The organism is Candidatus Endomicrobium procryptotermitis (assembly GCA_031279415.1).
Lineage (GTDB): Bacteria > Elusimicrobiota > Endomicrobiia > Endomicrobiales > Endomicrobiaceae > Endomicrobium_B > Endomicrobium_B procryptotermitis.
Genome location: JAITIP010000018.1, coordinates 152,723 through 176,256, shown reverse-complemented (window position 1 = coordinate 176,256; position 23,534 = coordinate 152,723). Strand labels below are relative to the sequence as shown.

Annotated in this window: 23 protein-coding genes; all 23 read right to left on the bottom strand. The window is 35.0% G+C overall.

Features of this window, described 5'->3' with window-relative positions; genetic code table 11:
- Positions 1–21: 21 nt before the first annotated feature.
- Positions 22–906, bottom strand: coding sequence for a type II secretion system F family protein (locus tag LBD46_03670; protein ID MDR2426263.1), 885 nt, complete (start codon positions 904–906; stop codon positions 22–24).
- On the bottom strand, positions 906–1,724 hold the full coding sequence (locus LBD46_03665; GenBank protein MDR2426262.1) for a type II secretion system F family protein: 819 nt from the start codon (positions 1,722–1,724) through the stop codon (positions 906–908). Before LBD46_03665 ends, LBD46_03670 begins: the two co-directional genes overlap by 1 nt.
- Positions 1,721–3,721 carry a CpaF family protein gene (locus tag LBD46_03660; GenBank protein ID MDR2426261.1) on the bottom strand — a complete coding sequence of 667 codons (2,001 nt, stop codon included), beginning with the start codon at positions 3,719–3,721 and terminating at the stop codon, positions 1,721–1,723. Before LBD46_03660 ends, LBD46_03665 begins: the two co-directional genes overlap by 4 nt.
- 6 nt (positions 3,722–3,727) lie before the next feature.
- Positions 3,728–4,576, bottom strand: a complete 849-nt coding sequence (gene cpaB / locus LBD46_03655; protein ID MDR2426260.1) for a Flp pilus assembly protein CpaB — start codon at positions 4,574–4,576, stop codon at positions 3,728–3,730.
- A gap of 19 nt (positions 4,577–4,595) precedes the next feature.
- Complete coding sequence (locus tag LBD46_03650; protein ID MDR2426259.1) at positions 4,596–4,766, bottom strand: class III signal peptide-containing protein; 171 nt, start codon at positions 4,764–4,766, stop codon at positions 4,596–4,598.
- Positions 4,767–4,856: 90 nt separating this feature from the next.
- On the bottom strand, positions 4,857–5,396 hold the full coding sequence (locus LBD46_03645) for a pilus assembly protein (GenBank protein MDR2426258.1): 540 nt from the start codon (positions 5,394–5,396) through the stop codon (positions 4,857–4,859).
- A 197-nt stretch (positions 5,397–5,593) separates the two neighbouring features.
- On the bottom strand, positions 5,594–6,613 hold the full coding sequence (rfbB, locus tag LBD46_03640; protein MDR2426257.1) for a dTDP-glucose 4,6-dehydratase: 1,020 nt from the start codon (positions 6,611–6,613) through the stop codon (positions 5,594–5,596).
- Between the two features lie 42 nt (positions 6,614–6,655).
- Positions 6,656–8,722, bottom strand: coding sequence for a hypothetical protein (locus LBD46_03635; protein ID MDR2426256.1), 2,067 nt, complete (start codon positions 8,720–8,722; stop codon positions 6,656–6,658).
- Positions 8,723–8,728: 6 nt separating this feature from the next.
- Complete coding sequence (locus LBD46_03630) at positions 8,729–9,673, bottom strand: ROK family protein (GenBank protein MDR2426255.1); 945 nt, start codon at positions 9,671–9,673, stop codon at positions 8,729–8,731.
- Between the two features lie 17 nt (positions 9,674–9,690).
- A complete protein-coding gene (locus LBD46_03625; protein MDR2426254.1) occupies positions 9,691–10,902 on the bottom strand; it encodes a hypothetical protein in 1,212 nt (403 codons plus the stop codon).
- 33 nt (positions 10,903–10,935) lie between these two features.
- A complete protein-coding gene (gene accD / locus LBD46_03620; protein MDR2426253.1) occupies positions 10,936–11,742 on the bottom strand; it encodes an acetyl-CoA carboxylase, carboxyltransferase subunit beta in 807 nt (268 codons plus the stop codon).
- Positions 11,743–11,813: 71 nt separating this feature from the next.
- Positions 11,814–12,773 (bottom strand): KpsF/GutQ family sugar-phosphate isomerase, encoded by a 960-nt coding sequence (locus LBD46_03615; GenBank protein ID MDR2426252.1) that lies wholly within the window; start codon positions 12,771–12,773, stop codon positions 11,814–11,816.
- An 84-nt stretch (positions 12,774–12,857) separates the two neighbouring features.
- The gene (locus LBD46_03610) at positions 12,858–13,487 is read right to left on the bottom strand and encodes a phosphoribosylanthranilate isomerase (GenBank protein ID MDR2426251.1); all 630 of its coding nucleotides are present in this window, start codon (positions 13,485–13,487) and stop codon (positions 12,858–12,860) included.
- 2 nt (positions 13,488–13,489) lie between these two features.
- Entirely contained in the window at positions 13,490–13,885 is a 396-nt protein-coding gene (gene hisI / locus LBD46_03605; GenBank protein MDR2426250.1) for a phosphoribosyl-AMP cyclohydrolase, read from the bottom strand.
- A 180-nt stretch (positions 13,886–14,065) separates the two neighbouring features.
- Entirely contained in the window at positions 14,066–14,818 is a 753-nt protein-coding gene (hisF, locus tag LBD46_03600) for an imidazole glycerol phosphate synthase subunit HisF (protein ID MDR2426249.1), read from the bottom strand.
- Between the two features lies 1 nt (position 14,819).
- Positions 14,820–15,563, bottom strand: coding sequence for a 1-(5-phosphoribosyl)-5-[(5-phosphoribosylamino)methylideneamino]imidazole-4-carboxamide isomerase (gene hisA, locus LBD46_03595; GenBank protein MDR2426248.1), 744 nt, complete (start codon positions 15,561–15,563; stop codon positions 14,820–14,822).
- Positions 15,560–16,198 (bottom strand): imidazole glycerol phosphate synthase subunit HisH, encoded by a 639-nt coding sequence (gene hisH / locus LBD46_03590; protein MDR2426247.1) that lies wholly within the window; start codon positions 16,196–16,198, stop codon positions 15,560–15,562. The genes hisA and hisH overlap by 4 nt, the downstream gene beginning before the upstream one ends.
- A gap of 3 nt (positions 16,199–16,201) precedes the next feature.
- Positions 16,202–16,789 (bottom strand): imidazoleglycerol-phosphate dehydratase HisB, encoded by a 588-nt coding sequence (hisB, locus tag LBD46_03585; GenBank protein ID MDR2426246.1) that lies wholly within the window; start codon positions 16,787–16,789, stop codon positions 16,202–16,204.
- A 207-nt stretch (positions 16,790–16,996) separates the two neighbouring features.
- Positions 16,997–18,172, bottom strand: coding sequence for a histidinol dehydrogenase (hisD, locus tag LBD46_03580; protein MDR2426245.1), 1,176 nt, complete (start codon positions 18,170–18,172; stop codon positions 16,997–16,999).
- Positions 18,173–18,528: 356 nt separating this feature from the next.
- Positions 18,529–20,469: a sulfatase-like hydrolase/transferase gene (locus tag LBD46_03575; protein MDR2426244.1), complete on the bottom strand. Its 1,941-nt coding sequence runs from the start codon at positions 20,467–20,469 to the stop codon at positions 18,529–18,531.
- Positions 20,444–21,313, bottom strand: a complete 870-nt coding sequence (locus tag LBD46_03570) for a glycosyltransferase family 2 protein (protein MDR2426243.1) — start codon at positions 21,311–21,313, stop codon at positions 20,444–20,446. The genes LBD46_03575 and LBD46_03570 overlap by 26 nt, the downstream gene beginning before the upstream one ends.
- Positions 21,313–22,392 carry a glycosyltransferase family 9 protein gene (locus LBD46_03565; GenBank protein MDR2426242.1) on the bottom strand — a complete coding sequence of 360 codons (1,080 nt, stop codon included), beginning with the start codon at positions 22,390–22,392 and terminating at the stop codon, positions 21,313–21,315. The genes LBD46_03570 and LBD46_03565 overlap by 1 nt, the downstream gene beginning before the upstream one ends.
- A 208-nt stretch (positions 22,393–22,600) precedes the next feature.
- Positions 22,601–23,524 carry a glycosyltransferase family 8 protein gene (locus tag LBD46_03560; protein ID MDR2426241.1) on the bottom strand — a complete coding sequence of 308 codons (924 nt, stop codon included), beginning with the start codon at positions 23,522–23,524 and terminating at the stop codon, positions 22,601–22,603.
- Positions 23,525–23,534 lie beyond the last annotated feature (10 nt).

Here is a 23,534-nt window from a genome sequence, read left to right as displayed (position 1 = left end):
GATATACTGTTGTCATAGAGTTTAAAATCCGCCGGTTTGTACAAAATTTATTACGATGGGACCAAAAATAGCTATAAATATCGTCGGAAATATAAAAAGTACCAGAGGAATAAGCATTTTTATCGGCGCTTCCTGCGCCTTTTTTTCTGCCGCGGCGGTTCTTTCCATCCTCATTTGTTCGGCGAGCCTTTTTAAAGTGTCGGACATGCCAACTCCGGCATCTAAAGCCATATTAATAGTTCTGATAAAAAATCCGAGCTGTTCTACTCCACTTTTGACGACCATTTCGTTTAAAGCTGCTTTTTTGTCGTATCCGAGTGAGATTTTTGCCAAAGAATCTTTGAAATCATCGGCAAGAGGTCCCTTTAAAATTGTAATGACTTTATCGGCGGCGCTGAAAAAATCCAAACCTGACTCCATCATGACAGATAACAAATCTGCCATATCCGGAAGTTGTTTAAGAACAGCTTCTCTTCTCCTTTTTACGGCCTCTTTTACTTTTATAATCGGCAAAGAAAAAAATAAAACTGCAATTATAACTATGAGTATAATATCCGTACTTATAAAACACACGCAGAAAAGTATTCCAGTAAACATCGAAAATAAACACAAGGCAAAATGTTGATGTGAGTCAAATTTCTCATAATCACCGCCGAGAGCGGTTAAATCCGACTGAAGTTTTTGCATATAGTTTTGAAATTTTTTATATTTGATTTTTGAAAATAAAAAACCGATTCCGTCAGCCCAGCGCAAAATTACAGGTATTATAAAACTTTTACTCTTTTTCTTTTCAACGGCATTGTGTACTTTTCCCTCAGTTTCCATAGTAGTGATTCCTGCAAGAAAAATATCTGCGGCAAAAAAAATGGCTATAAACAATGAAACGCAAAACAATAATAAAAACATCAGAAATCTATCTCCGTTAATTTTCTTATTACAAAAGAACCGGTTAACACCATTATAACCACTATAAACAGAAGCATATTTCCAGCAAGAGTGGTAAATAATGATCTCATCATATCAGGCTCAATAGTATACATCATTAAAATGACAAAAAAAGGTATAACGCTCACTATATTTCCGGACATTCTTCCCTGCGCTGTTAAAGCATCAACTTTCGCTCGCATGGCGGACCTTTGCGAAGTCGCCAAAATTATTCTATCAAATATGCCAGTAAGACTTGCACCTGAATCTTTTGATATGCGTATGGTGTCTATCATAAGTTTGAATTCTCTACTTGGTGCGTTCTCCGATGCGTTGATTAAAACCTTGTCAAAACTTGCTCCCAAAGAAAGACTTTCAGACATTTTAATAAACTCACTTTTAATAGGTTCTTTTAATTCTTCTCCAGTCGTACCCATAGCCTGTGCTAAAGATTGTCCGGATTGTACGGAATTTTTAATGATAGTTAGAGCTTCTATGACTTGTTTATCTATCAGAACGGCCATTTGTTTGGATTTGTTATTTTGAATATGCCAATCAAAATAAATGTATAATATGAAGGCGATTAAAGCAAAGATAGTATTTTGCAGAATTATCACCGTTATGAAAAAAATGATGACAGCCATAAATATTCTCTTTTTTAAAAAGGTCATCTCTTTAAATTTTAAATTAAGATTTCTGTTTTTTTTATTATTTTTACTACCTTTAATTACCGATATAATTGAAAAAAATATCAGAAAAACCGTAATGCCGCAAGTAATCAACAACAGTATTTTAATCATTTAAAAATTTCCATATCAATATTAATTCCGCTTTTTGAAGCGTTTACTATAAAATCGGGAATATAACCGGAAGGCTTAAACTCGCCCTGTTGCTTTTCCTGCTTGATTCCTTTTAATTCAAACTGAAATACATTTTTAATTTCAAAAATTCTTTCATCGTCGGTTTTATTTATGACCGCTATTGAAGATATTTTTCTTGAACCATCGGAATAACGAGTAAGCTGCACTATGACATTTACAGCAGAAGCTATCTGTGAAATTATAGAACGTTCCGGAAGATCTGCTCCAGACATCAACACCATAGTTACAAGCCGTGAAACTGCATCCTGCGCTGAATTGGCGTGCACGGTTGACATGCTGCCTTCATGCCCTGTATTCATAGCTTGTAGCATGTCAAGAGATTCTCCGGAACGGCACTCTCCAACTATAATTCTGTCAGGACGCATTCTTAAGGCGTTGACTACGAGTCTTCTTATGCTTATTTCTCCTGTGCCTTCGGTGGATTTTGGACGGCTTTCAAGCCTTACCACATGTTTTTGCTGAAGCTGCAGTTCCGCCGAATCTTCTATGGTTACAAGTCTTTCTTTTGGCGGAATGAAAGATGATACAGCATTTAAAAGCGTTGTTTTTCCTGTTCCTGTACCTCCGGATATGATTATATTCCTTTTAAGCAACACCGCCGTTTTTAAAAACTCTATCATCTCTTTGCTTATGCTTCCTGAGTCAATCAAAGCTTGTGCAGAAAGTTTATTTTTCAAAAATTTTCTTATTGTAAGAATCGGTCCGTTTAGAGAAATTGGGCGGATAACAGCATTTACACGCGAACCGTCTTTGAGTCTTGCATCGACAATCGGAGAGGCTTCGTCAATATGCCTGCCTATCTGAGAAACAATTCTGTCTATAACAGTCCTAAGTCTTTTTTCATCTGGGAAAGAAATGCCCGTTTCTGTAAGTTTTCCGGCTTTTTCTATGTAAATGCTGTCAGGTCCGTTGACCATAATTTCGGTAATTGCACTATCTTTTAAAAAATCTTCCAAAACGCCAAGTCCCGCGACGTCATCGCAAAGTTCTTTAAAAAGCCTTTGGGAAATATTGTCAGGAAGTTTGATATCGAGCTTTTTTAATATTTCGTCTATTTTTATTCTCGACGTTTTTTTAAGCTGCTCGGTATCGATTTCGTCAGCATATTCTTTCATTCGTTCTACAAGCTCGGTATGTATTTTATTTCTCAGCTCTTTATAAACTTCTTCATTTTGAAAATAGTTTTTACCGCTTTCGTCCATATCTGCATTTTTGTTTAAATATGAACTGCAACGTCTGATAATTTCGTTTAAAGCCAAAACAAAACCATCCGAACTGTCCTTAAAAGAATATTTTGGAGAAAGTATCCGACTCTGCGTTTCAAAATTAAAATCAGCGGATAAACAATTTTTAAATATTTGAGATAAATGCAGTATTTTTTCGCTGTGGAATTCATAGCCGATGTCAAGTTTCAAGGGAAATATTTTTAACGCTGCGGCACATTTTTCCGACAAAAACTCGGCGTTTAGCAAAACATTTTTGGCCGAAATCGGATCCGAAGTAAAAGGTAAAAGTATTGACTGCGATTTTCTTATAATTTCCGAAACATTGTAGTTAAACTCTTCTGGAAGAATTAAAAAAATGTATTTATAGGCATTTTCAACCACATCAATCAAATAAACAATGCTTTCATAATTAATATCGCCAATTTTTTTGTTTTTAAGTCCCAGCACAAAATTAATATTGCCAGAAGATAATAAACTTCTTATCATTTTAGGATTTATTGCGGGTAAAACGGGCAAAATATCTTCGACATATTTCATTCCGTTTTTATAAACAGACCAAAAAGCTTCAGTTCCAGGCACGGAAAAATCTAAAATGATATTTTCGTATCCGTTATTTTTACATACCGAAGATAATCCATTTGCTATCAACGCTCTGTGAAGAGAACTGCATGTAGGTGAAATTAGAAGCATTTTTACCTATTTCTGATTTGCGTATTTATTTATCATTTCTAAAGCTTCTTTCTGACGTTGTTTCATCGCTTTTATATCTTCTTTATCGTTTCCGAAAGCGGATTTTTGCCGAACAGCAATTGTTGAAATATCTTTTATAACATCGGAAATTTTCATAGGTTTAATACTATAAATTTCACTGTCGCCTGCTGGACGTATAATATATTTAAGACTGCCGTTATCTGCGGCAAGCATTATAGTCTGCGCTTCTTCAATAGTTACTGCAAGCGTGATTATCGATCCACGTCTTGACTCATCGTCATTTTTTTGAGCGACTGAACCAAGATAATTGTTTCCGACTGCTAAAACCAAAATATTTTGAGCTATCATAAATATCGATTCCTGCATTTTACCATCTGTGTCCTCATATTCGATAACGCTCAAAATATCTATTCTACTGCCGGGAGTGATAACGTTTGAACTTTCCACATCAAAATTTACGGCCAAAGCTTTATAACCTTCGGGAATAATATTGACTATTCCGGTCTCGGCGTTTGCTCTTGAAACTTTTGTGGACATTATTTGCTCGCCGGCTTCAACGGTGTTTAAAGAAATATAAATGGACTTTCCTTCTTTTGTAAATAAATTATTTATTGTGGCAAAAGCTTTAGGCTGCACGTACTCTTTTGGAACTTTCTTTTCTAATAACATCTCTTTTGTTATTACCGAGCCTTGACTGATTTTTTGATTGGCGATTACAACCGTTATGGGTTCAGCCATAGTTCTGTACGTGCTTTCAAGATTGGAAAGATAAGTATAGGCAAAAAATACAGCCAAAATCGCAAAAATAATTGCAATTAAAATTGATTTTTTCATAAGCAAATATTCCTACGGATTAATCCGGAACATGTGCAGTAGCAATTTTATTTGAAGCGTTTGTAAACTGTGTTTTTACATTTCCACCCATAGCTTTATAAGCTACAAAAACAATTCCGACAACCACGGCCACTATAAGTATGTATTCGACCATACCCTGCCCTCTTCTGCTTCTGAGAAATCTGAACATTTTAACCTCCCTGTTTAGATCATATTGCATTGTGCAAGTCTTTTAATATTATTCGAGTCTAACCGCCTAATTGTAAATCAAACGGATTTTTTATCTTCTTCTCCTGTTGCTTTTCGGGGCGCCTGAATCGGCCAAAACTTCAAGACGCGTTTTTATATATATTTCTTCTCTATAAAATCTCAGAATAAATGGAATTTTATGCCTGTATTTAATTTCTACATAAGACATTGCGGGAACTATAGGATTAGAATCCATTACCATCTCTAAAATATTTATAGGATTAAATGCACCTATATTATCGATAGATAATGTGAAATCTATCGGGCGTTCTAAATCATTTATTTCGACTTTTACATCCAAATCATCTGGATCTCTCGACAGTATTCTGCCTATATTATTTCCGTGACAAAGATAATTGACTATATCCTTTTTGATTTCTTCTTTACTATAAGGAGTATAGGCAATTAAGTCTGTGCCGTACCTAGCCGCGCTGACAAGTTGTTGCCATGTCAACATTATCTGCCCAAACCATACAATCGTGAAAAGAAAAAAAACTATCAACGGAGCTGTTAAAGCAGCTTCTACCAGAGCTTGCCCTTTATTCTTTTTAAAAAATTTATAATCAATCATGTTATATACTATTTAAAATGATTAGTTTACAAGATTTTATATTATTTATTTAAAATATTCAAATCTTTTTAAGAAAGGGTGTTTTCCTGCGGTGTGACATTCAAATCCTTTTTCACGCATATTGCGTATGCCATAAATATTTTCCCGTCAACAATAATCGTTTTTGAGAATTTTTTAATCATTTCCAAATCAAACTTTCAGATTTGTTCCGGTCTGATATATCTTAATTTATATTGTTTCAAATAATATTTTTTATAATCTTTATCTTTGAGTTTACGCCAAAGCCATGTGTTTTCCATGTACCAGTTTATTGTTTCTGCCAGAGCTTTTTCAAATGTATATGCAGGTTTGTATCCTAGCTTTTCAAGCTTGGAACAGTCTATGGAATACCTTCTGTCATGCCCAGCTCTGTCGGAAACTTTTTTTATCAGGGATAAAGGTTTGCGCATGATTTTAAGAACTTTTTTTGTAAGATCTATATTTCTCATCTCAGCGCCACCGCCTATATTGTAAACCTCACCATCTTTGCCTTTGTGAAGAATTATGTCTATTGCCCTGCAATGATCTAAAACGTAAAGCCAGTCTCTTACATTTTTACCGTCTCCGTATAAAGGAAGCTCTTTATTATCGATGGCGTTTGTGACAAATAGAGGAATAACTTTTTCAGGGTACTGATAAGGCCCGTAATTATTTGAACACCTTGTAATAATTGCCGGCAGTCCATAAGTGACAAAATAAGAACGCACCAACATATCTGAAGACGCTTTTGCAGCAGAGTACGGACTGTTGGGACACAGTGGAGATTCTTCCGTAAAAGAGCCTTTCAAAATGCTTCCATACACCTCATCGGTAGAAATATGAATAAACTTCTTTATTTTATTTGCTCTTGAGGATTCCAAAAGAGAGAACGTTCCATTAACCGCAGTTTTTATGAACTCATCGGCGCTTAAAATCGAGCGGTCAACATGCGTTTCCGCTGCAAAATTAATAACAGCAGAGGCATTTTTAATATATTTGTTTACAAGATTGAAATCGCATATATCGCCTTTAACAAATTTATAACGACGGTCTTTTTCAACATCTCTCAAATTATCCAAATTGCCGGCATAGGTAAGCTTATCATAATTAATGATTTTATATTTTGGATACTTATTTAAAATATACCTTATAAAATTAGACCCTATAAATCCCGCTCCTCCAGTTACTAATAGTTCCATTTATTTCTCCGATTATTTTATATTATGGCATAAACTTTTTAATTAACGCCAAGGATAAAAGATTTCAGCGCTTTCATTTGCGTCGACCTGTCTCCGTACATCTGATGTTCTTGAAAAAGGCATATTCGTTTTTAAATCAAATTTGAAAAAAACTTCATGATATATTCCTCTTATTTTCCACGTAAGCCCAAAATTATAACAATGCATATCTCTATATATTTTGAATTCGTGCTCGTTCATTCTCGAATATATCTTATCAATTCTCGAAGTTATTCTTATATTATAGTCCAGCCGCCATTTTGGATTAAGCCAAAGTCCGAAGCCTATGATATTATCTATTTCTTGATTTCTGTAAGCCATTGAGGGATTGAGTTTTTCATCGTAATACTGGTAAAAAACGCCTAAATTAAAATAAACTTTTTCGATTTCTCCTAAAGTAATGTCCAGTTGAGCCGATTTAAACAAAAACGGGGATATGGATTGGGTTTGCTTTAAATATACTGTCATATAATGTTTAGGCGTATAAATTATTTCCGTAGTAAGAGGCGACCATCTTACTGGTTGGACGGTTTTGTAATCGACAAAATTATAAGATGTAAAATTGCGTACCGTAGTCCTGTTGCCTATATACATGTAATTCGTAAACGAAAGGGAGTTTGTTTCAATGCCATAATCATTGTGTTCATTAGAATCATCATCTATTTTAAAAGAGTTTCTGGCGCTTCTTATGCGCACGTTATAAGCAAGATTCCAGTCCATCCAGCGCGTAACTCTCAAACGTGAATTTAAAGTCGCAAAATATCTGGTATTAAAACTGTTGTCTTCATTGCCATAATCATCTTTGTCATACCAGTTTTCCGTTATGCCCAAAGAAGGTTTTAACGTAAACTTTCTGCCAAATTTAAAATCCCTGGCAACAGTATAAGTTGCATCGACTGTGTTTTTGTAAAATGGATCAACGGCTGTATATCTTTTATACATATTTGCATAATTAAATGTAAAATTATTGACTAAATCCCACAGTATTTTTTTGGGATAAATGTTGAAAGTAACTTTGGGGAGAGTTATTGAAGTAGTTTCATAATCGCCTTTGATACTGTCATAGGTATCGACTCTGTCTGCTGCTATTAAAAGATTTGTGCTTTTTCCCTGTCTGGTGATTGAAAAATAAGAATGCAAAGTGCTCATTACTCTGTTCCAATCATCGTTGTAATAATTATTAAAACTTTCGTCGCTTATAAGTTCAGCCTGAGACTGAATAGTCCAATTTTTATTAATTTTATGCCAATAATTAGGACGCAATGTCCATCTGTTATATCCGGCGGTTAAATCCTTTATATAATACGCATAAATCGTTCCTTTTGCATTGGAAGAATAATAATCAAATTCAGTACCATACCCCCAGCCTCTAGTGCCATAATAATCAAGCACGGCTTTTCCCTTAAAGGAATCCGTAAATTGATATTGCACAAACGATTTTACAGATATTCCTCCGTTATTTGTAAAACCGGGTTCAGCTCCGTAAATAAATTTTGAAGAAATGCCCTTTCCGCCTTTTAAAGATTTTGTAACGATAGGAAGATAGAAAATAGGGATTTTGCCTATATAAAATACGGCATTATATATAGTTACCCTTTCATTGAGCGTTATCTTTCCCTTTTTCGATTTAAAATACGCGTGAGGTTCGTCTAAATCACAGTTTGATATGGTTATATTGTTTACAGCAAAAGTGTTTTTACCTTTCCTGTCCATGCTTTTCGAACGCATAAAAATTATCGATGAATAAGCCATAGATTCCCTTATCTCACCTGTTTCGTCATCATATTTATATGTTATGCTTTCAGCAAAAAAAGAATTGCCATCTTCCTCTATGCGCACATGTCCCATGGCGTTCATAATCTTTTCTTCTATAAGAAATTCCACATAATCCGATTTTACCTCTTTGTCCTGCCATACCAAAACGACATTGCCTTCCGCAGTAATTATGCCGCAATTTTGATCGTATTGAAGATTATCAGCAGAAATGTCCACTTGATAAGCATAGGCACAAACAACCGAAGCCAAAATTAATACAAAAGGAATAATTTTTCTTGAAGCAGCAGTTTTCATCGAAACTTATTGATCGGCAAGCATGGCGGCACCTACTACGCCGAGTTTGCTCGTGTAATTAGACACTTTTAATTTACAAGCTTTCTGCGCTGATTTAAAAGCTCTTGTTTTCATTTCTTTTTTCGCAGGATCAGTTAAAAATCTTCCTGCATGACTTACTCCGCCGCACAATATTATCGTATCAGGATTAACAAAATTTAATACGTCGGCAAGCAAAATACCTAACTTTCCTCCGATATATTTCCAAATTTCAACAGCGGACTTATCGCCTTTTAATGCGGCCTCATGAAGCACTTTCGGCGTTATTTTAGAATAATCTTTACCTGTCATCTCATCTATTATTTTTGATTTATTCATATTTAAATAATCTGTGCAGTATTGAGTTATATAATTTGCGCCCACATATGTTTCCACGCAACCGCAATTTCCGCATTTGCATTTGCGTCCTCCGGGTTCTACAGTAATATGCCCTATTTCGCCGGCCGTACAAGTAGTTCCTCTATAGAGTTTTTTGCCAAAAATTAAACCGCCACCGACACCAGTTCCCAAAGTTATGCATACCAAGTTATTGGATTTTCCTTTAGCATCAAGCCAAAAAGCACCTATAGCCGCGGTATTGGCATCATTATCCACAAAAACGCTTTTTTTTGTGAGTTTTTCAATTATTTTTTTAAGTTTGATGTTTTTCCATTTCGGTATATTTGGTGAAAACCTTACGATGCCTCTATCGCAATCAACATCACCGGCAATACCTATGCCAATATTTTTTGTATTAGAATAATTTTTTAATGAGGAAGCTTGATTTATTATGTCTTGGACTAGCTTTAACGGGATTTGAGCCAAATCGGTTCTTATCATAGTTTCTTCAATAATTAGACCTTTAGAGTTAACTATCGCAATTTTAATATTCGTTCCGCCCATATCTATGCCGAGATAGAGTTTTTTTGCCATTTTCTAGTCCTTATTATTTATATTTTTAAAAGTTCGCCTGCCAGATAAAAAGAGCCTACAACCGCGGCAGACTCCCCGTCTTTAAGAATTTCAAATGCATCGGCGGCACTTTCTACGGTAAAAACTTTTTTCTTCGGTTTATATTTTAAAAATTCTTTCTCTAGTTCCGAGACACCTGCAGCTCTGCCATTTTTAAGCTTTACCAAAATAATTTTATCCGAATAAGGAAAGATTTTTTCTATAATTTTTTTGTATTCTTTCTCTTTCATCGCGGCAAACAGAAAATCGATCTTCTTCTTTTCGTAAACTTCTAAAGTGTCAAGAAATGCTTCTATTGCCTGTTGATTATGTGCGCCATCTATAATAAGTTTAAAGCATTTATTTTTAAACTTAACTTTTCTGACATCAAATCTTGCGGGCCACTTCGTTTTAAGAAAGCTGCGTTTTAACGCGGATGAATTTATGGCAAAACCTTTCTCTTGAATAATTTCAGCACAACAGGCCGCAACGGCCGCGTTTATGACTTGATGTCTTCCGCGTAGAGAAAGTTTTATATTTTTTATATATCTGTTTAAACCGCGGTAATCAAACTGCCATTTGAAATTTTTATCATCAAAGTGTACGTTTACCGCTTCAAAATCACCATTGAAAATAAACGGTTCAGCTTTAGTTTTTATTACATTTAAAGCGGTTTTTGAAAGCTTTCCGCATATTACATCTGCATTTTTTTTGATAATTCCGGCCTTTTCAAAAGATATTTTTGATATGCTGCTGCCGAGAATTTCTCTATGATCGAAAGCTATCGAAGTTATTATGCATGCAAGCGGATTTTTAATTACGTTTGTGGCATCAAATCTTCCGCCGAGACCGGCTTCAATAAAAGCAATTTCAACTTTTTCACGAGCAAAATATATAAAAGCGATTGCCGTTAAATATTCAAAATACGTTAATTTGCATTTCTCCGCCAAAGACAAATAGTTTTCGGCAATGTTTTCAAAAATTTTTTTCGGTATATTCCTGCCGTTAATTTTTATTCTTTCAGTTATATCCTTCAAATGAGGTGAAGTATACAAAGCTGTTTTGTATCCGCTCTCAATGCAAGCGTTTGCTGCCAATACTGCTGTAGAACCTTTTCCGTTAGTGCCGGCTATATGAACACATTTAAAAGATTCCTGCGGATTGCCCGCAGTATTTAGGAATCTTTTAATTCTCGTAAGGCCTGGCTTCATTGCTTCATATTCTTTTAAAGAATCAAAAAACATTTATTTCTTAACAAAAAACTTCAATGATTTTATTATTGTGTCTCTCAAATATTTTCTTTCTACGACTATATCCACCATTCCGTGTTTTTCAAGAAATTCAGAAAGTTGAAACCCTTCGGGAAGCTGCTGTCTTATAGTCTGCTCAATAACTCTGGGACCAGCAAAACCGATTAAAGCTTTGGGTTCAGCTATATTTATATCGCCAAGCATGGCAAAACTTGCCGCAACTCCGCCTGTCGTAGGATCTGTAAGCACTGAAATAAAAGGCAGTCCATTGTCGGAAAGTCTGGCAAGAGCCGCGCTGGTCTTGCCCATCTGCATAAGAGATAAAATCCCTTCCTGCATTCTCGCTCCTCCTGAAGCCGAAAACACTATAACGGGACATTTTTTTTCTATTGCGCTTTCGACCGCTCTTACTATCTTTTCACCTACAACCGAGCCCATGCTACCGCCCATAAACTCAAAATCCATAACTGCAATCATAACGATATAACCGCCGATTTTGGCTTTTCCTGTTAATACGGCCTCATTGGAGAAAGATTTTTTTATTTTCTCTGCATAGCCCGGGAAATTTAAAAAATCAACAGGCTTCATGTCTTTATCGCTTTCAACAAACGTGCCTTTGTCAACCGTAAATTCTATTCTTTTACGGGCATTAAGACGCGCATAATATCCGCATTTCGGACATACCATGAGATTTTCTTCATAATCTTTTTGAAGAAATATCTGTTCGCATTTTTTACATTTAGTCCAAATTCCCGCCGGGAATCCTTTTTTTGTCGATGATTTTTCGGTTGTTGTTACCATTTTACCCCCAAACGCCTTTTAAGCCTTTGTGTATTTTAATTTTTTTAAATTTATCTATCCACACTGCATTTTTAAAATATTCCCTCAGCCAGCAAATCACCCTGATCCAAAATTCCCAAAAGGGTTCCTTTGGAATTCACGACCGGAATATTATCTATATTATACCTGTTTAAAATTTCTGCCGCTTCAACGGCCATCATTTCAGGCATTACAGTACGAGGATCTCTTGTCATAACTTCGATTATTTTCTTCTTTAATATTTTCTCATCGCGCTGCAAATGCCTTCTTAAATCACCATCGGTAAAAAATCCTGTAATCTTTCCCGACGAATCAACTATGCTCGTCGCTCCCATTCTTGTTCCTGTCATAATCAAAAGAGCTTCTTCTACGGTAGCATTTTGTTTTATTACCGGATTTTGTTTACCTTTTCTCATTATGTCTCCAACTTTCATCGTAAGTTTTTTGCCTATGGCGCCAAGAGGGTGCAACAACGCGAGATTTTCCCTTTTAAAACCTTTCAGATTCGAAACCGTAAGTGCCAAGGCATCTCCCATTGCAAGCATAGCTGTCGTAGAAGAAGTAGGCGCAAGATTATAAGGACATGCTTCTTTTTCAACGCTACAATCTATTACACAGCCGCAGTCTTTCCAGACCAACGCTTTTACTTTTCCGCTCATAACTATAACTTTTATTTTCATTCTCAGCAAAACAGGCAAGACTTTTTTAATCTCATCAGTTTCTCCTGAATAGGAAAGCATTATAACCACATCGGTTCTCATAATCATACCTATATCGCCGTGAAGCCCTTCCGAAGGATGAAGAAAAGCCGAAGGAATACCGACCGAAGACATTGTAGCTGAAATTTTTCTTCCTATAAGTCCAGATTTTCCCAAACCCATAACCACGACTCTTCCTTTACAGTTTTTTATCAAACTTACCGCTCTGTCAAAGTTAAAGTCAAGATGCTTAAGCTGTTCTTGTACTGCTTTGGACTCTATTTCAAGAGTCTCTTTTGCAATTTTATTATTCATCCTATTACCTTTAAAAAATTTGTATGCGTTTTTGTCGTCTATCGTTTTTTTAACAAAAATACTGGACAAATATCTCTTTCTCCATTACTTTAATCCGTGAGCATACCTTATAAATGTATTCATTTTGTCATAATCTTTTCTTTTCGGAAGCCTTTCGATTCCCGTGTCTGCATCCAAACCGAAAGGAGAGGCAGAGCTTAACACCTCTTTAACTTCTTCGGGTTTTATGTTTCCGGAAATAAAAAGTGGAACTTTCAAGTCCGCTGCTTTTGACACAAGTTCATAATTATATTTTACGGTGTCGACGTCAACATAAGAAACGTCGATTACAAAATAATCGACTTTTTCCGAATACAGCTGAAGTTTTAAAAGTGCATTTTCATCTCCTTCAAGTTTAAAATATTTAAAAACCTTTACTCCGAGTTTCTCACGTACTGATTTACAAAAATCCGCAGTTTCGCTTCCGTTAAACTGTATGTTTTTTAGACCACATTTTTTTACGGTTTTATATATAACATTTTCTTCCTGCCCAAGAAAAACACCCACCGGCGTTACAAAAGGTGGCAGCTTGGAAACTATACCCGCGATAAGTTTTTCAGACACTTTTTTTGGAGATTCTTTTATAAAATGAAATCCTAAAAAATCAGCACCTAAATTCGTGGCGTTAAGTGCGTCATTATAGTTTGCAAGACCGCATATTTTCACTTTTGCCATTATTATTTTCCTTTTTTATATACTTTCGCTGGATCAAATATTTTTTTCCCTACGACTTTAGTATTTCCGGAAGATGTTACTTTTGTAAAGAAACAGCTTCTGTAACCTGTATGGCATGCTGCTCCACCTATCTGTTGCACCTTTATGACTATACAGTCGCCATCGCAGTCATAATAAAATTCTTTAACTTTCTGTATGTTTCCCGAACTTTCGCCTTTAACCCAGAAAGATTGTCTTGAACGGCTCCAGAACGTAGCTTTCTTCGTTTTAAGCGTTCTTTTTACCGCTTCCTTATTCATATAAGCAACCATTAAAACGGTATTGTCTTTCCAATCCTGCACAACCACGGGAATCAATCCTTTTTCGTCAAATTTTAAAACTTTAATTACTTTTTTCACTTATATGCTCCCTGTTACTTTTTCTCGTTGTTATTATTTTGAAATTTTCCAGAAATCTTTTCCAAAACAGTTTGGCCTGTAGCATTATTTTTTAAAACTTCAAGCATGCATTCAGCCTGCCGCGCCGTCTTTTGAAGAGAACGAATTCATCGCTGATTTGACTCCAGTATTTACGCCTTCTTACCTTACGGAAATATTTTTAGATTTTAAATAATTTTTAACTTCTTTAATTGTAAGTTCTTTATAATGAAACAAGGACGCCGCCAAAACCGCCGATGCTCCATTTTCACATGCATCAGCAAAATGTTCGATTTTACCCGCTCCTCCGGAAGCTATCACTGGAATATTTACCGCATTCGACACAGCTTTTAGGAGTTCCAAATCATAGCCATCTTTTGTACCGTCTTTATCCATGCTTGTAAGAAGGATCTCACCCGCTCCCAAAGAGACGACTTTCTTAGTCCACTCAACTGCGTCAAGCCTCGTATCGATTCTACCGCCGTGAATGTAAACGTTCCATTTATTATCCGACACTTTTTTAGCATCTACCGCTACGACTATGCACTGCATTCCAAATTTATCGCTTGCGATTTTTATTATATCCGGATTTTTAACTGCAGAAGAATTTAAGGAAACTTTATCCGATCCGGCGTTTAAAAGATTCCTTATATCATCAAGAGTTCTGATGCCGCCACCAACTGTAAGAGGTATAAAAACTTTTTCAGCTGTTCTTCTTACCAAATCTACCGTAGTGTCTCTCCCCTCGTGAGTGGCCGTAATGTCAAGAAAAACCAGTTCATCTGCGCCTTCGTCATTATATCTTTCCGCCACTTCAACAGGATCTCCAGCGTCTCTTAAATCAATGAAATTTGTGCCTTTGACAACACGACCTTTATTTACGTCTAAACAGGGTATCAGCCTTTTTCCCAGCATATTATTTTTCCTTATTATCTAAGGCTTCCAAAATTTTTATAGCATCTTCAAGCTTAAAATCATCTGTATACAACGCACTTCCGACTATCGCTGCAAAAACACCATCATCCTCGTATTCTTTAAGTTTAATCAAATCATCAACGGTTTTAACTCCTCCAGATGCTATTATGCGCATGCCGCTTTTAAAGAGTTTTTTTAAGCCTTCAAAATCAGGACCAGCAAGCATTCCGTCTCTTGAAATATCGGTATAAAGGATTTCTTTAACACCGATTTCTTTAAGTTTTTCGATAAGCTCCGAAACGCCAAGCGGCGTTATGTCTTTCCAGCCACCTATAGCGACTTTTCCATCTTTAGCATCTACCGCAACAATTATTTTTTCCGCGCCATACTTGTCTATCGCTTTTCTTACTATTTCAGGATTGTACACCGCCACAGTACCCAAAATGACATAAGATGCACCCAATTTAAAAATTTCATTAACCCTTTCCATATTTCTTATCCCGCCGCCGACTTCAATGGGAATCTCCACACAGTTACATATCTCTTTTATTATTTTTGAGTTCTGTCCGGTTCCACTGAAAGCGCCATCCAAATCGACAACATGTATTCTTTCAGCACCTTTTGCTTTCCACAGTTTTGCGATAAAAACAGGATCCATCGAATGTATAGTTTCTTCATCGATTTTCCCTTGTTTAAGCCTGACCGAGTTGCCTTGTCTTATATCAATCGCCGGAATTATAATCATTTCTCTACCTCATTTATGAAATTGCTTAATATTTTCAATCCTTTTTCTCCGCTTTTTTCAGGGTGAAACTGGCTTCCCCATATATTTTTGTACGCTATTGAAGAACAGAACTCTATACCGTAATCGCAAAAACTTGAAACTTTTTCTTTATTTTCTGGCATGGCATAATATGAATGCACGAAATAAAAATCTTCTTTATCATCTATACCGTCAAACATCTTTTTTGCATAAACATTATCCGCAATAGCGATTTTATTCCAGCCCATATGTGGAATTTTCATATTATTGTCATTAAACGAAAATTTTTTAACTTCACCTTCTATGAGATTAAGTCCTTGATGCCGACCGTTCTCATATCCTTTTGTAAAAAAAAGCTGAAAACCGAGACATATGCCTAAAAGCATTTTTCCCGACCCAGCATATTCATGTATGGCTTTGTCAAACCCTGCAGATTTCAGAAAATCTGCAGCAGGCCCAAACGAGCCTACTCCAGGAAGTATTGCGCCGTCATATTCCAATATTTTTTCCGGAGAGTTTATTACTTCACCTTCCGCTCGACAATATGCCAAAGCATTTAAAACGCTTTTAATATTTCCAAAACCATAATCGATAACCGCTATTTTTGCCTGTTTCATTTTTCAAAGAATGCCCTTTGTCGACGGAATTGTCCTTTTGCCTTTTGAATACGACACGGACTGTTTTAACGAGCGGCCGAAAGCTTTAAAAATAGATTCGGCAATATGATGATTGTTTCTTCCTTTTATCATTTTTATGTGCAGCGTCATACCCGCATTGCTGGCAAGGGCATAAAAAAATTCCTGTATTAAATCATAGTTGAATCCTGTCGTCTGAAATTTAATATCGGCTTCATAGCTTAAATAAAATCTTCCCGAAAAATCTAAAGCGACATAACTTAAAGCCTCATCCATAGGAAGAAGAAAATGTCCGTAACGGGCAATCCCTTTTTTATCACCTATCGCTTCTTTCAGCGCAAGTCCTAACGTTATTCCTATATCTTCGACCAGATGATGATCGTCTATGTAAGTATCCCCGGAAGCTTTGATTTTCAACGCTATAGCTGAATGGACAGCAAATAAATTAAACATATGATCCATAAAACCTATCCCAGATGAAATATAGGGCTTTACGGTTTTGTCAAGATTTAAGTCCACAAAAACGTTAGTTTCGTTTGTTTTTCTTCTTATTTTTGCTTTTCTCTGTTTCATATTTTCCTAATTTAGGTATTTATTTTTTGCAGCTTCTCCAAGCCCTAACCTTTCGATTTCAAAAAGTTTTAAAAGATTTTCAAGTTTATCTATAAGCTCTAAATCTTCTTCGATATATTCGTTTGCAAAAGAAATGTTTTTTCCGCAGAACTTTCTACAAAACGGTTAATCAAAAATAAAATATATTCTATTTCTCTCTGAGTCAAATTAACTTTCATATCTCTCCTGTGTGGATTTTTTATGGTATGACATTCCCTCACACTCCGCGAAAGCCATAATTTCTTTATAAGCTTTTTTATTACTTTTATTCATTTCGATATAAGAGGTTTTCTTTAAAAATGACATTACCGACAATCCACTTGAAAATCTTGCCGATCCACCAGTCGGCAAAACGTGAGATGGACCCGCCCAATAGTCTCCGACTACAGTAGGTGTCTGATAACCGGCAAAAATTGCTCCTGCATTTTTTATGCTTTTTATGAGTTTTGAAAAATCTTTTACCAAAAGTTCAAGATGTTCTGGAGCTATAATATTAACTTTCTCAACGGCTTTTTCCTGTGAACAATGCACGATTTTCAATTGTTTAAACGCTTCTTTGGGAAGTCCAGCTTTAATTCTCGCTATTTTTCTTTTACACTCGCATAATAGATATGCTTTTGCCATAGGATCATGTTCAACCTGCGCCATTATATCATAAATAACATATTTTTCTGGAACGTTTCTATCGGCTATTATAGCGACTTCACTCGGGCCTGCCAGCGAATCTATCGCCACTTGCCCGAATACCTGCCTTTTGGCTTCATTTACGTAAGCATTTCCTGGACCGACAATCATATCAACTTTTTTTATGGTTTCGCTCCCATAAGCCAGAGCGGCAACGGCCATTATTCCACCGATACAGTATATCTCTTCTATACCGCATAATCGAGCTGTATAAAGAACTGCATCACTCATCTTGTTAGGCGGCGTTGCCATAACTATTCTTTTAACACCAGCAGCTTTTGCCGCAATGGCAGCCATTATCACGGTAGAAGGATAAGAAAAATGTCCGCCTGGAATATAAAGCCCCACCGATTCTATGGAATTATAAAATTGTCCGACCGTCACGCCGTTTTTTGTAAATTTCCAGCTCTTTTTTATCTGTGAGTATTCATATTTGTGAAAAGCTGATACATTTGAATATGAGGCTTTTAAGACTTTTTTTAATGAGGCAGGAACACATTTTACGGCTTCATCAATTGTCTTTTGAGAGACTTTGTAACCCTTTTTAGACAAATCAATGCCGTCAAACTTCTTGAGATATTTAAAAATAGCTTTATCGCCGTTTTTCTTTATATCTTCGATTATATCGGAAACATAATTGCTTATCCGCTTTTTATCCATTCGCAAAATTATACAAAAATGACAGCATTTTAACAATATTATCAACGACTATTTAAAAGCCAAAATGTGATATTCAGTTCCTCACAAAAACTCAGCCTATTTACTGCCTTTAAAATGCGAATAAATATAATCTCATACATGTAATTTTAATATTAAAAGTAAATCAGTGAAAATTGAAATTGTGTTAACAAACTATATGTATATCGCAAAATATTTAAATTTACTGGTTCGACAAAAGAAGGCATTAAAGATGCCGTTTTTAAATATTCACAACCTGAGCCGAAGTCATAGAACAAAAGAAAATATAAAATAATCAAAATTATCGGATTAAAAATTAAATTTATAAAAAGCCGCTTTTAGTTAAGCTTTTTCTTGTCAAACCATTTATCTTGTATTATAAGATTATATATCGTTTTTTCTACGGAAAACAAAAGTTTACCATTTTCTTTATTCATATCATAGCTGCTGTTTGACTGGGCTTTCCAATCCTGCCATGCAGCGCCTTCGTTATTTATCAGATAAACTTGATCCCCTTCATATGAAAGGAATGCAAATCTTTTATCCGCTTTTGAGAATAAACTTTTCCCCAGCGATGAATAAGGCGTTTCAATATTAAGAATATCAATTATCGTCGGTACAATATCGAACTGGCTGCCGAGTTCATTGTTTACTTCAGGCTTGAACAGCGCAGGAGAGTATATAATCATAGGTATCTTAAAAGTTTTATCCATTTTAGTTTTTTCAAACTCGCCGTGTTTTCCGCCAATGCCGTACGCCTGATGATCCGAGCACATTATAAAAACGGTATTTTCAAACCAAGGTTCGTTTTCCGACTGTCTCATGAATTCGCCCAAGGCATGATCCGCATAATAAAGTCTGTTAAGATATCCCGTTTTTTCCGTGCCATCTTCCTGATATTTTTCCAGCGATTTCAAAATGGTTTTCGCATAAGGTATGTGGGTTGTGGTGGTAAAATAAAAAGCGAAAAAAGGCCTTTTCAGTAAATTAACTTTATTAAAAAAGAACTGCAGTCCATCTAGATCATATCCTTTACTGATATTAGCGTCATACCTGTTAAGAAGAGGTATATCTTGTTTGCCGTACGCTTCTTTAAAACCGAGGTAATTTGCAAGCGCTATGGCATTATCAGACTCTCTCTTGTCCCCTTGAACAAATACATTGTCATATCCGTTTTCAGCAAGTATAAGTGGCAGTCTTGTCTGTCCAAAATTTTCAAGTCCATATCCCATATACGGAAGCCCGCGTACATAAGGAAAGCCAAAAAAAACCGACATAAGCCCCATTATGCTGCGCTGTCCGTTAGCGTAAAATCTATCATACACTATTGATTTTTTGACCAACGCGTCAAAATTAGGAGTAACTCCGTATGATGTGCCTGCCATGGAATCTATATAATCTTTCTGCCAGCTTTCCAGAAGAATTATAATAACATTATAGCCTTTACCGACAACATTAAATTTAATTCTCTGTCTCATAAGAGGATATTTTTCATTGGGCAGAAACTCTCCTGGATCCGCAAGAGCTTTCTTTACGATATTTAGTGCATCTTCAAACTCTATATTTATTTTATTCGCTTCGGTTTTCGATCTTATGCTTATCAGAGAAGTAAAAATTCCATTGAGCTTCAACTCTCCCATTATGCGTCCTTTTTTATAGGCGTCTGATATGGAAAGAATCCTTTCCTGCAAGCCGCCTCGCACAGCGATAATAATCAGGCATGTCATTACTGCAAGAACAACAGCGTTAAACACAATCTTTCTGTTCGGAGGAGTATAAAACTTATCAATGATTTTTAACGAAAAGTAAAATAACAAAACTGTCATAGCTATTATCAAAATTGTCATAAAAATGTATTCACCGAAGGCAAGGCTTAAAAAATAGCCGAAGTGGCTTTCTGCAAGTAAAAATTCAGTGGTAAGATGTTTTTCAAAAAGTGTGAAATATATTACGTCGGCGGCAAGAACAAATAAAAAAACAAGAATGAAAACGTTCAGAAATGCACATATTATTTTAATAAATTTCTTTGAATTAACCGGAAGATTCAGCAAAAATATAAAAGCGCCGCAAAAGGTACAGATCGCAAATATGTCAAAACGCATTCCCTGCACAAGCACACATATAAAAACTGTTATGGGAACACCCTTAAAAAAAGTTTGTGCGGCAATATATAGAGCCGTCCTTGAAATGAAAAAGATTGCAAGAAATATTAAAAGATATGCAATAGAAAGTTCCAATCTAAAAAAATTATTTCTAAGCTTTAGCGTCTTGTTCTTCATCACTGTTTCTCTTAACCGGATAATTTTCGGCATAATACGCTTTGAGTTTTTTTATTTTTCTATTTTTTGTCAGATATTTATGAGGCTGGTGCAGCATAAAACCGTGCCGCCTGTACTTGTCGCTAAATAAAAGATACTTTATCATATCCGACTGCATTTTTATTGCTATCGGAATCATTTTATGTATTATTTCTTTATTAAATTCGGATAAAGGCATAAAATTCTGAGTAAACTCAACTGAAAAACTTCCGCAGTTTTGACCGTCAAACCCAATATGCTGAACATAGCAGCTTTTTGGAACAAGAAGCCTGACGCCTTGTGATATTAAAAACTTTGAAAGCTTAAAATCCATTGATCGTCCTTTTTTTTGCACTGAAATAAATTTCTCCAACAGTTTTCTGGATACGCATATTCCGGCAAAGCCGACATCTTCCTTATAAACAAATTCGCCGTCAAAGTAAATATCTCTGTGAAGTTCGGAATTATAAAGCCCAAGCATGCCGTCAGTTCTGTCAAATGTTTTAAATATATAATCTATTGCATCCGGTCTTAACAACAAATCGGAATCACAAAACAAAAGAACGTCATTATCTGTAGCTAAAAAATCCTGAATTATATGATACTGATGCGCATCTGCATGTTCGTGTTTATTATCGCGTTCAATAACTTCCGTATTCTTTTTATTGAAAAGCGTCTTAAGGTAATTTATGTCAAATTCGGTACTTTGATCATCAAAAACTTTAATCGAAGTTTTGTCAATATTCAAACATTCGTATAGAGATTTTGCAGTAATTTCAAGATACTTTTTTCTGTTAAAAATAGGAACAGAAATCATTAATTTCATTAATTTACCCTTAATGTCAAATTTATAAATTTTTCAATTATCAAACTATTGTCTATGTTCTTAATATCGTTTTCTAAAGCACCATTTTTTGTATCAACGCATACTTTAAATGCTCCTTCATAATCTGGAGGGGCCCAAACTTTGCATATCTTTTCTTCGAAATCGGAATAATCCAAAAATAAAGCCAGCATTTTTTTCTTAAAAGCGGCGGCAATGTGAACAATTGAAGTGTCCGGAGAGATTATATAATCGCAGTATTTGACAAAAGCTGCGCTTTCCAATATTGAATCGATATCCAACAATACAGCTCCGTATAAACCATTCAGCAAATTCGAATATCTTTTTGGGCATATTACGTATATATTTAAATCTTTCTTTTCTTTCAATTTGACTATGAGTTCCTGCAATTTTTCAAAAGAAAAACTGCGATGCTTACTTGCGGCAAAAGGATTTATTATAAGATTATTTTTGCCATCTTTAAATAAAGTTTTCGCTTTTCTTTCATCTTCTGGATTTAAAAAAATATCATAATCCAAAGAAGAAGGCTTTATCCCCAGCTCTTTCAAAAGACTTTCATATCTTTTTGAAATATGGAGTTCGTTTACATCGCAATTGATAGAAAAATCGTACATCTTATAATTTTGTTTGTGAAACCCTATCAAAAACTTCGGAGCAATAGTTCTTATTGCAAACAGATGTTTGGGTCTTGGATTAAATATAAAAAAATCAACAGCTATATCTATTGTCATCTGTTTCAGCGCTTTATATATTCCGAAATCTTTTATAAATTTCCCGCTTATTTCAATTATCTCATCAACATACGGATTATATTTGATTATTTCTTTATTATCTTTGCCGCACAGTACTAAAATTCTGACTTGTGGATAATATCTTTTGAATTCCCTGAAAACCAGAGACAGTACTGCCATATCTCCAATTTTATTGTCATATTTTAAAAATAAAATATTTTTTGACTCGGAGATATTCAAAAATGCAGATGGATTTATTTTCTTATCAAAGATTAATTTAGCAAAATATTTTCTAAATTCCTTAAACCATATTCTTATTTTCTTTATCATATTACAATATACTCCTCGTCAAGCCTTTCTGGCCGTTCTCCAAATTTAGGTTTAATAAAAGGCCTGTCGGTGCACTAACCAATATTTAAGAAATACATTTATAAAAATGCAAGCTTGGTTAATTTTAAAAATTCAACATCAAAATCATATTTTTAAAATCAAAAATTTATTTTTATTGTCTTTATTTATATCGACATCCTATTTTAATTTAATACAATGTCATCAGCCAGCCTTTTTGTTTTATACTCTTCCAGAATTTAGGTTTGACAAAAAAGACAGGGTGAACAAACCAATATTTAAAAAATATCTTTAAAAAACTTTTTGTTTTAGCATACCATGAATATTTTTTTATTTGATTTTTCCACGGAGTAATTTCCGCATATTTGAAATATAAATATTTCAGCGGATGCACCGAAAGAGAATGCCAAGGTTTTACTTTCGTGGAATAGTGAACTATATTACAGAAAGAAAGAAAAGAGTCAATATCTTTTTTATCGTATTGTTTGTATAAAGTCAAATAAATACCGTGATGAACGTTCCAATTTACCGGAAGATAAAAAGTATTTGACATTAAAACGGGATTTAATATGTCTTGATCGTGTAAAGTCATTTTATAGACATTATATTTTATGTATTCTTTCCATTTATCGTAGAAACAAAACTCACGAAGCTTTGGCAAATTAAAAACCATCACTCCCGAATTAAAATAATTTTGTTTTCCCATATAATTGTCTTTCACTGCCGCGACCAGATGGTCTTTAATGTCGATATTCCACAGTTCTGATATGTCCTTATTTACTATAATGTCGCAGTCAAGAAAAATTACTTTTTTTATCTCACTGGGAATCAAATCGGGTATCATCAATACATTATAAATAGCGATTCTTTGCCCATTACGCAGGGGAAGTTTGTCAAATTCGGAATTATCTACCTCAATAAACGTTTCTCGAAAATCCTGAATTTCTTTAAGTGAGGAAAGTTTTTCTTTGTTTTCATTGCTGAGATTTCCAAAAAAGAAAAAATGTATTTTATCCTCATCGGATAAAAGTTTATGATTACTCAATATTGAAACTACCGCGGCTCCGCAGTGAGGGGCGAAATTGTCGTCAAGACCAAAAGCGATATTTATCATTTATTTTTCC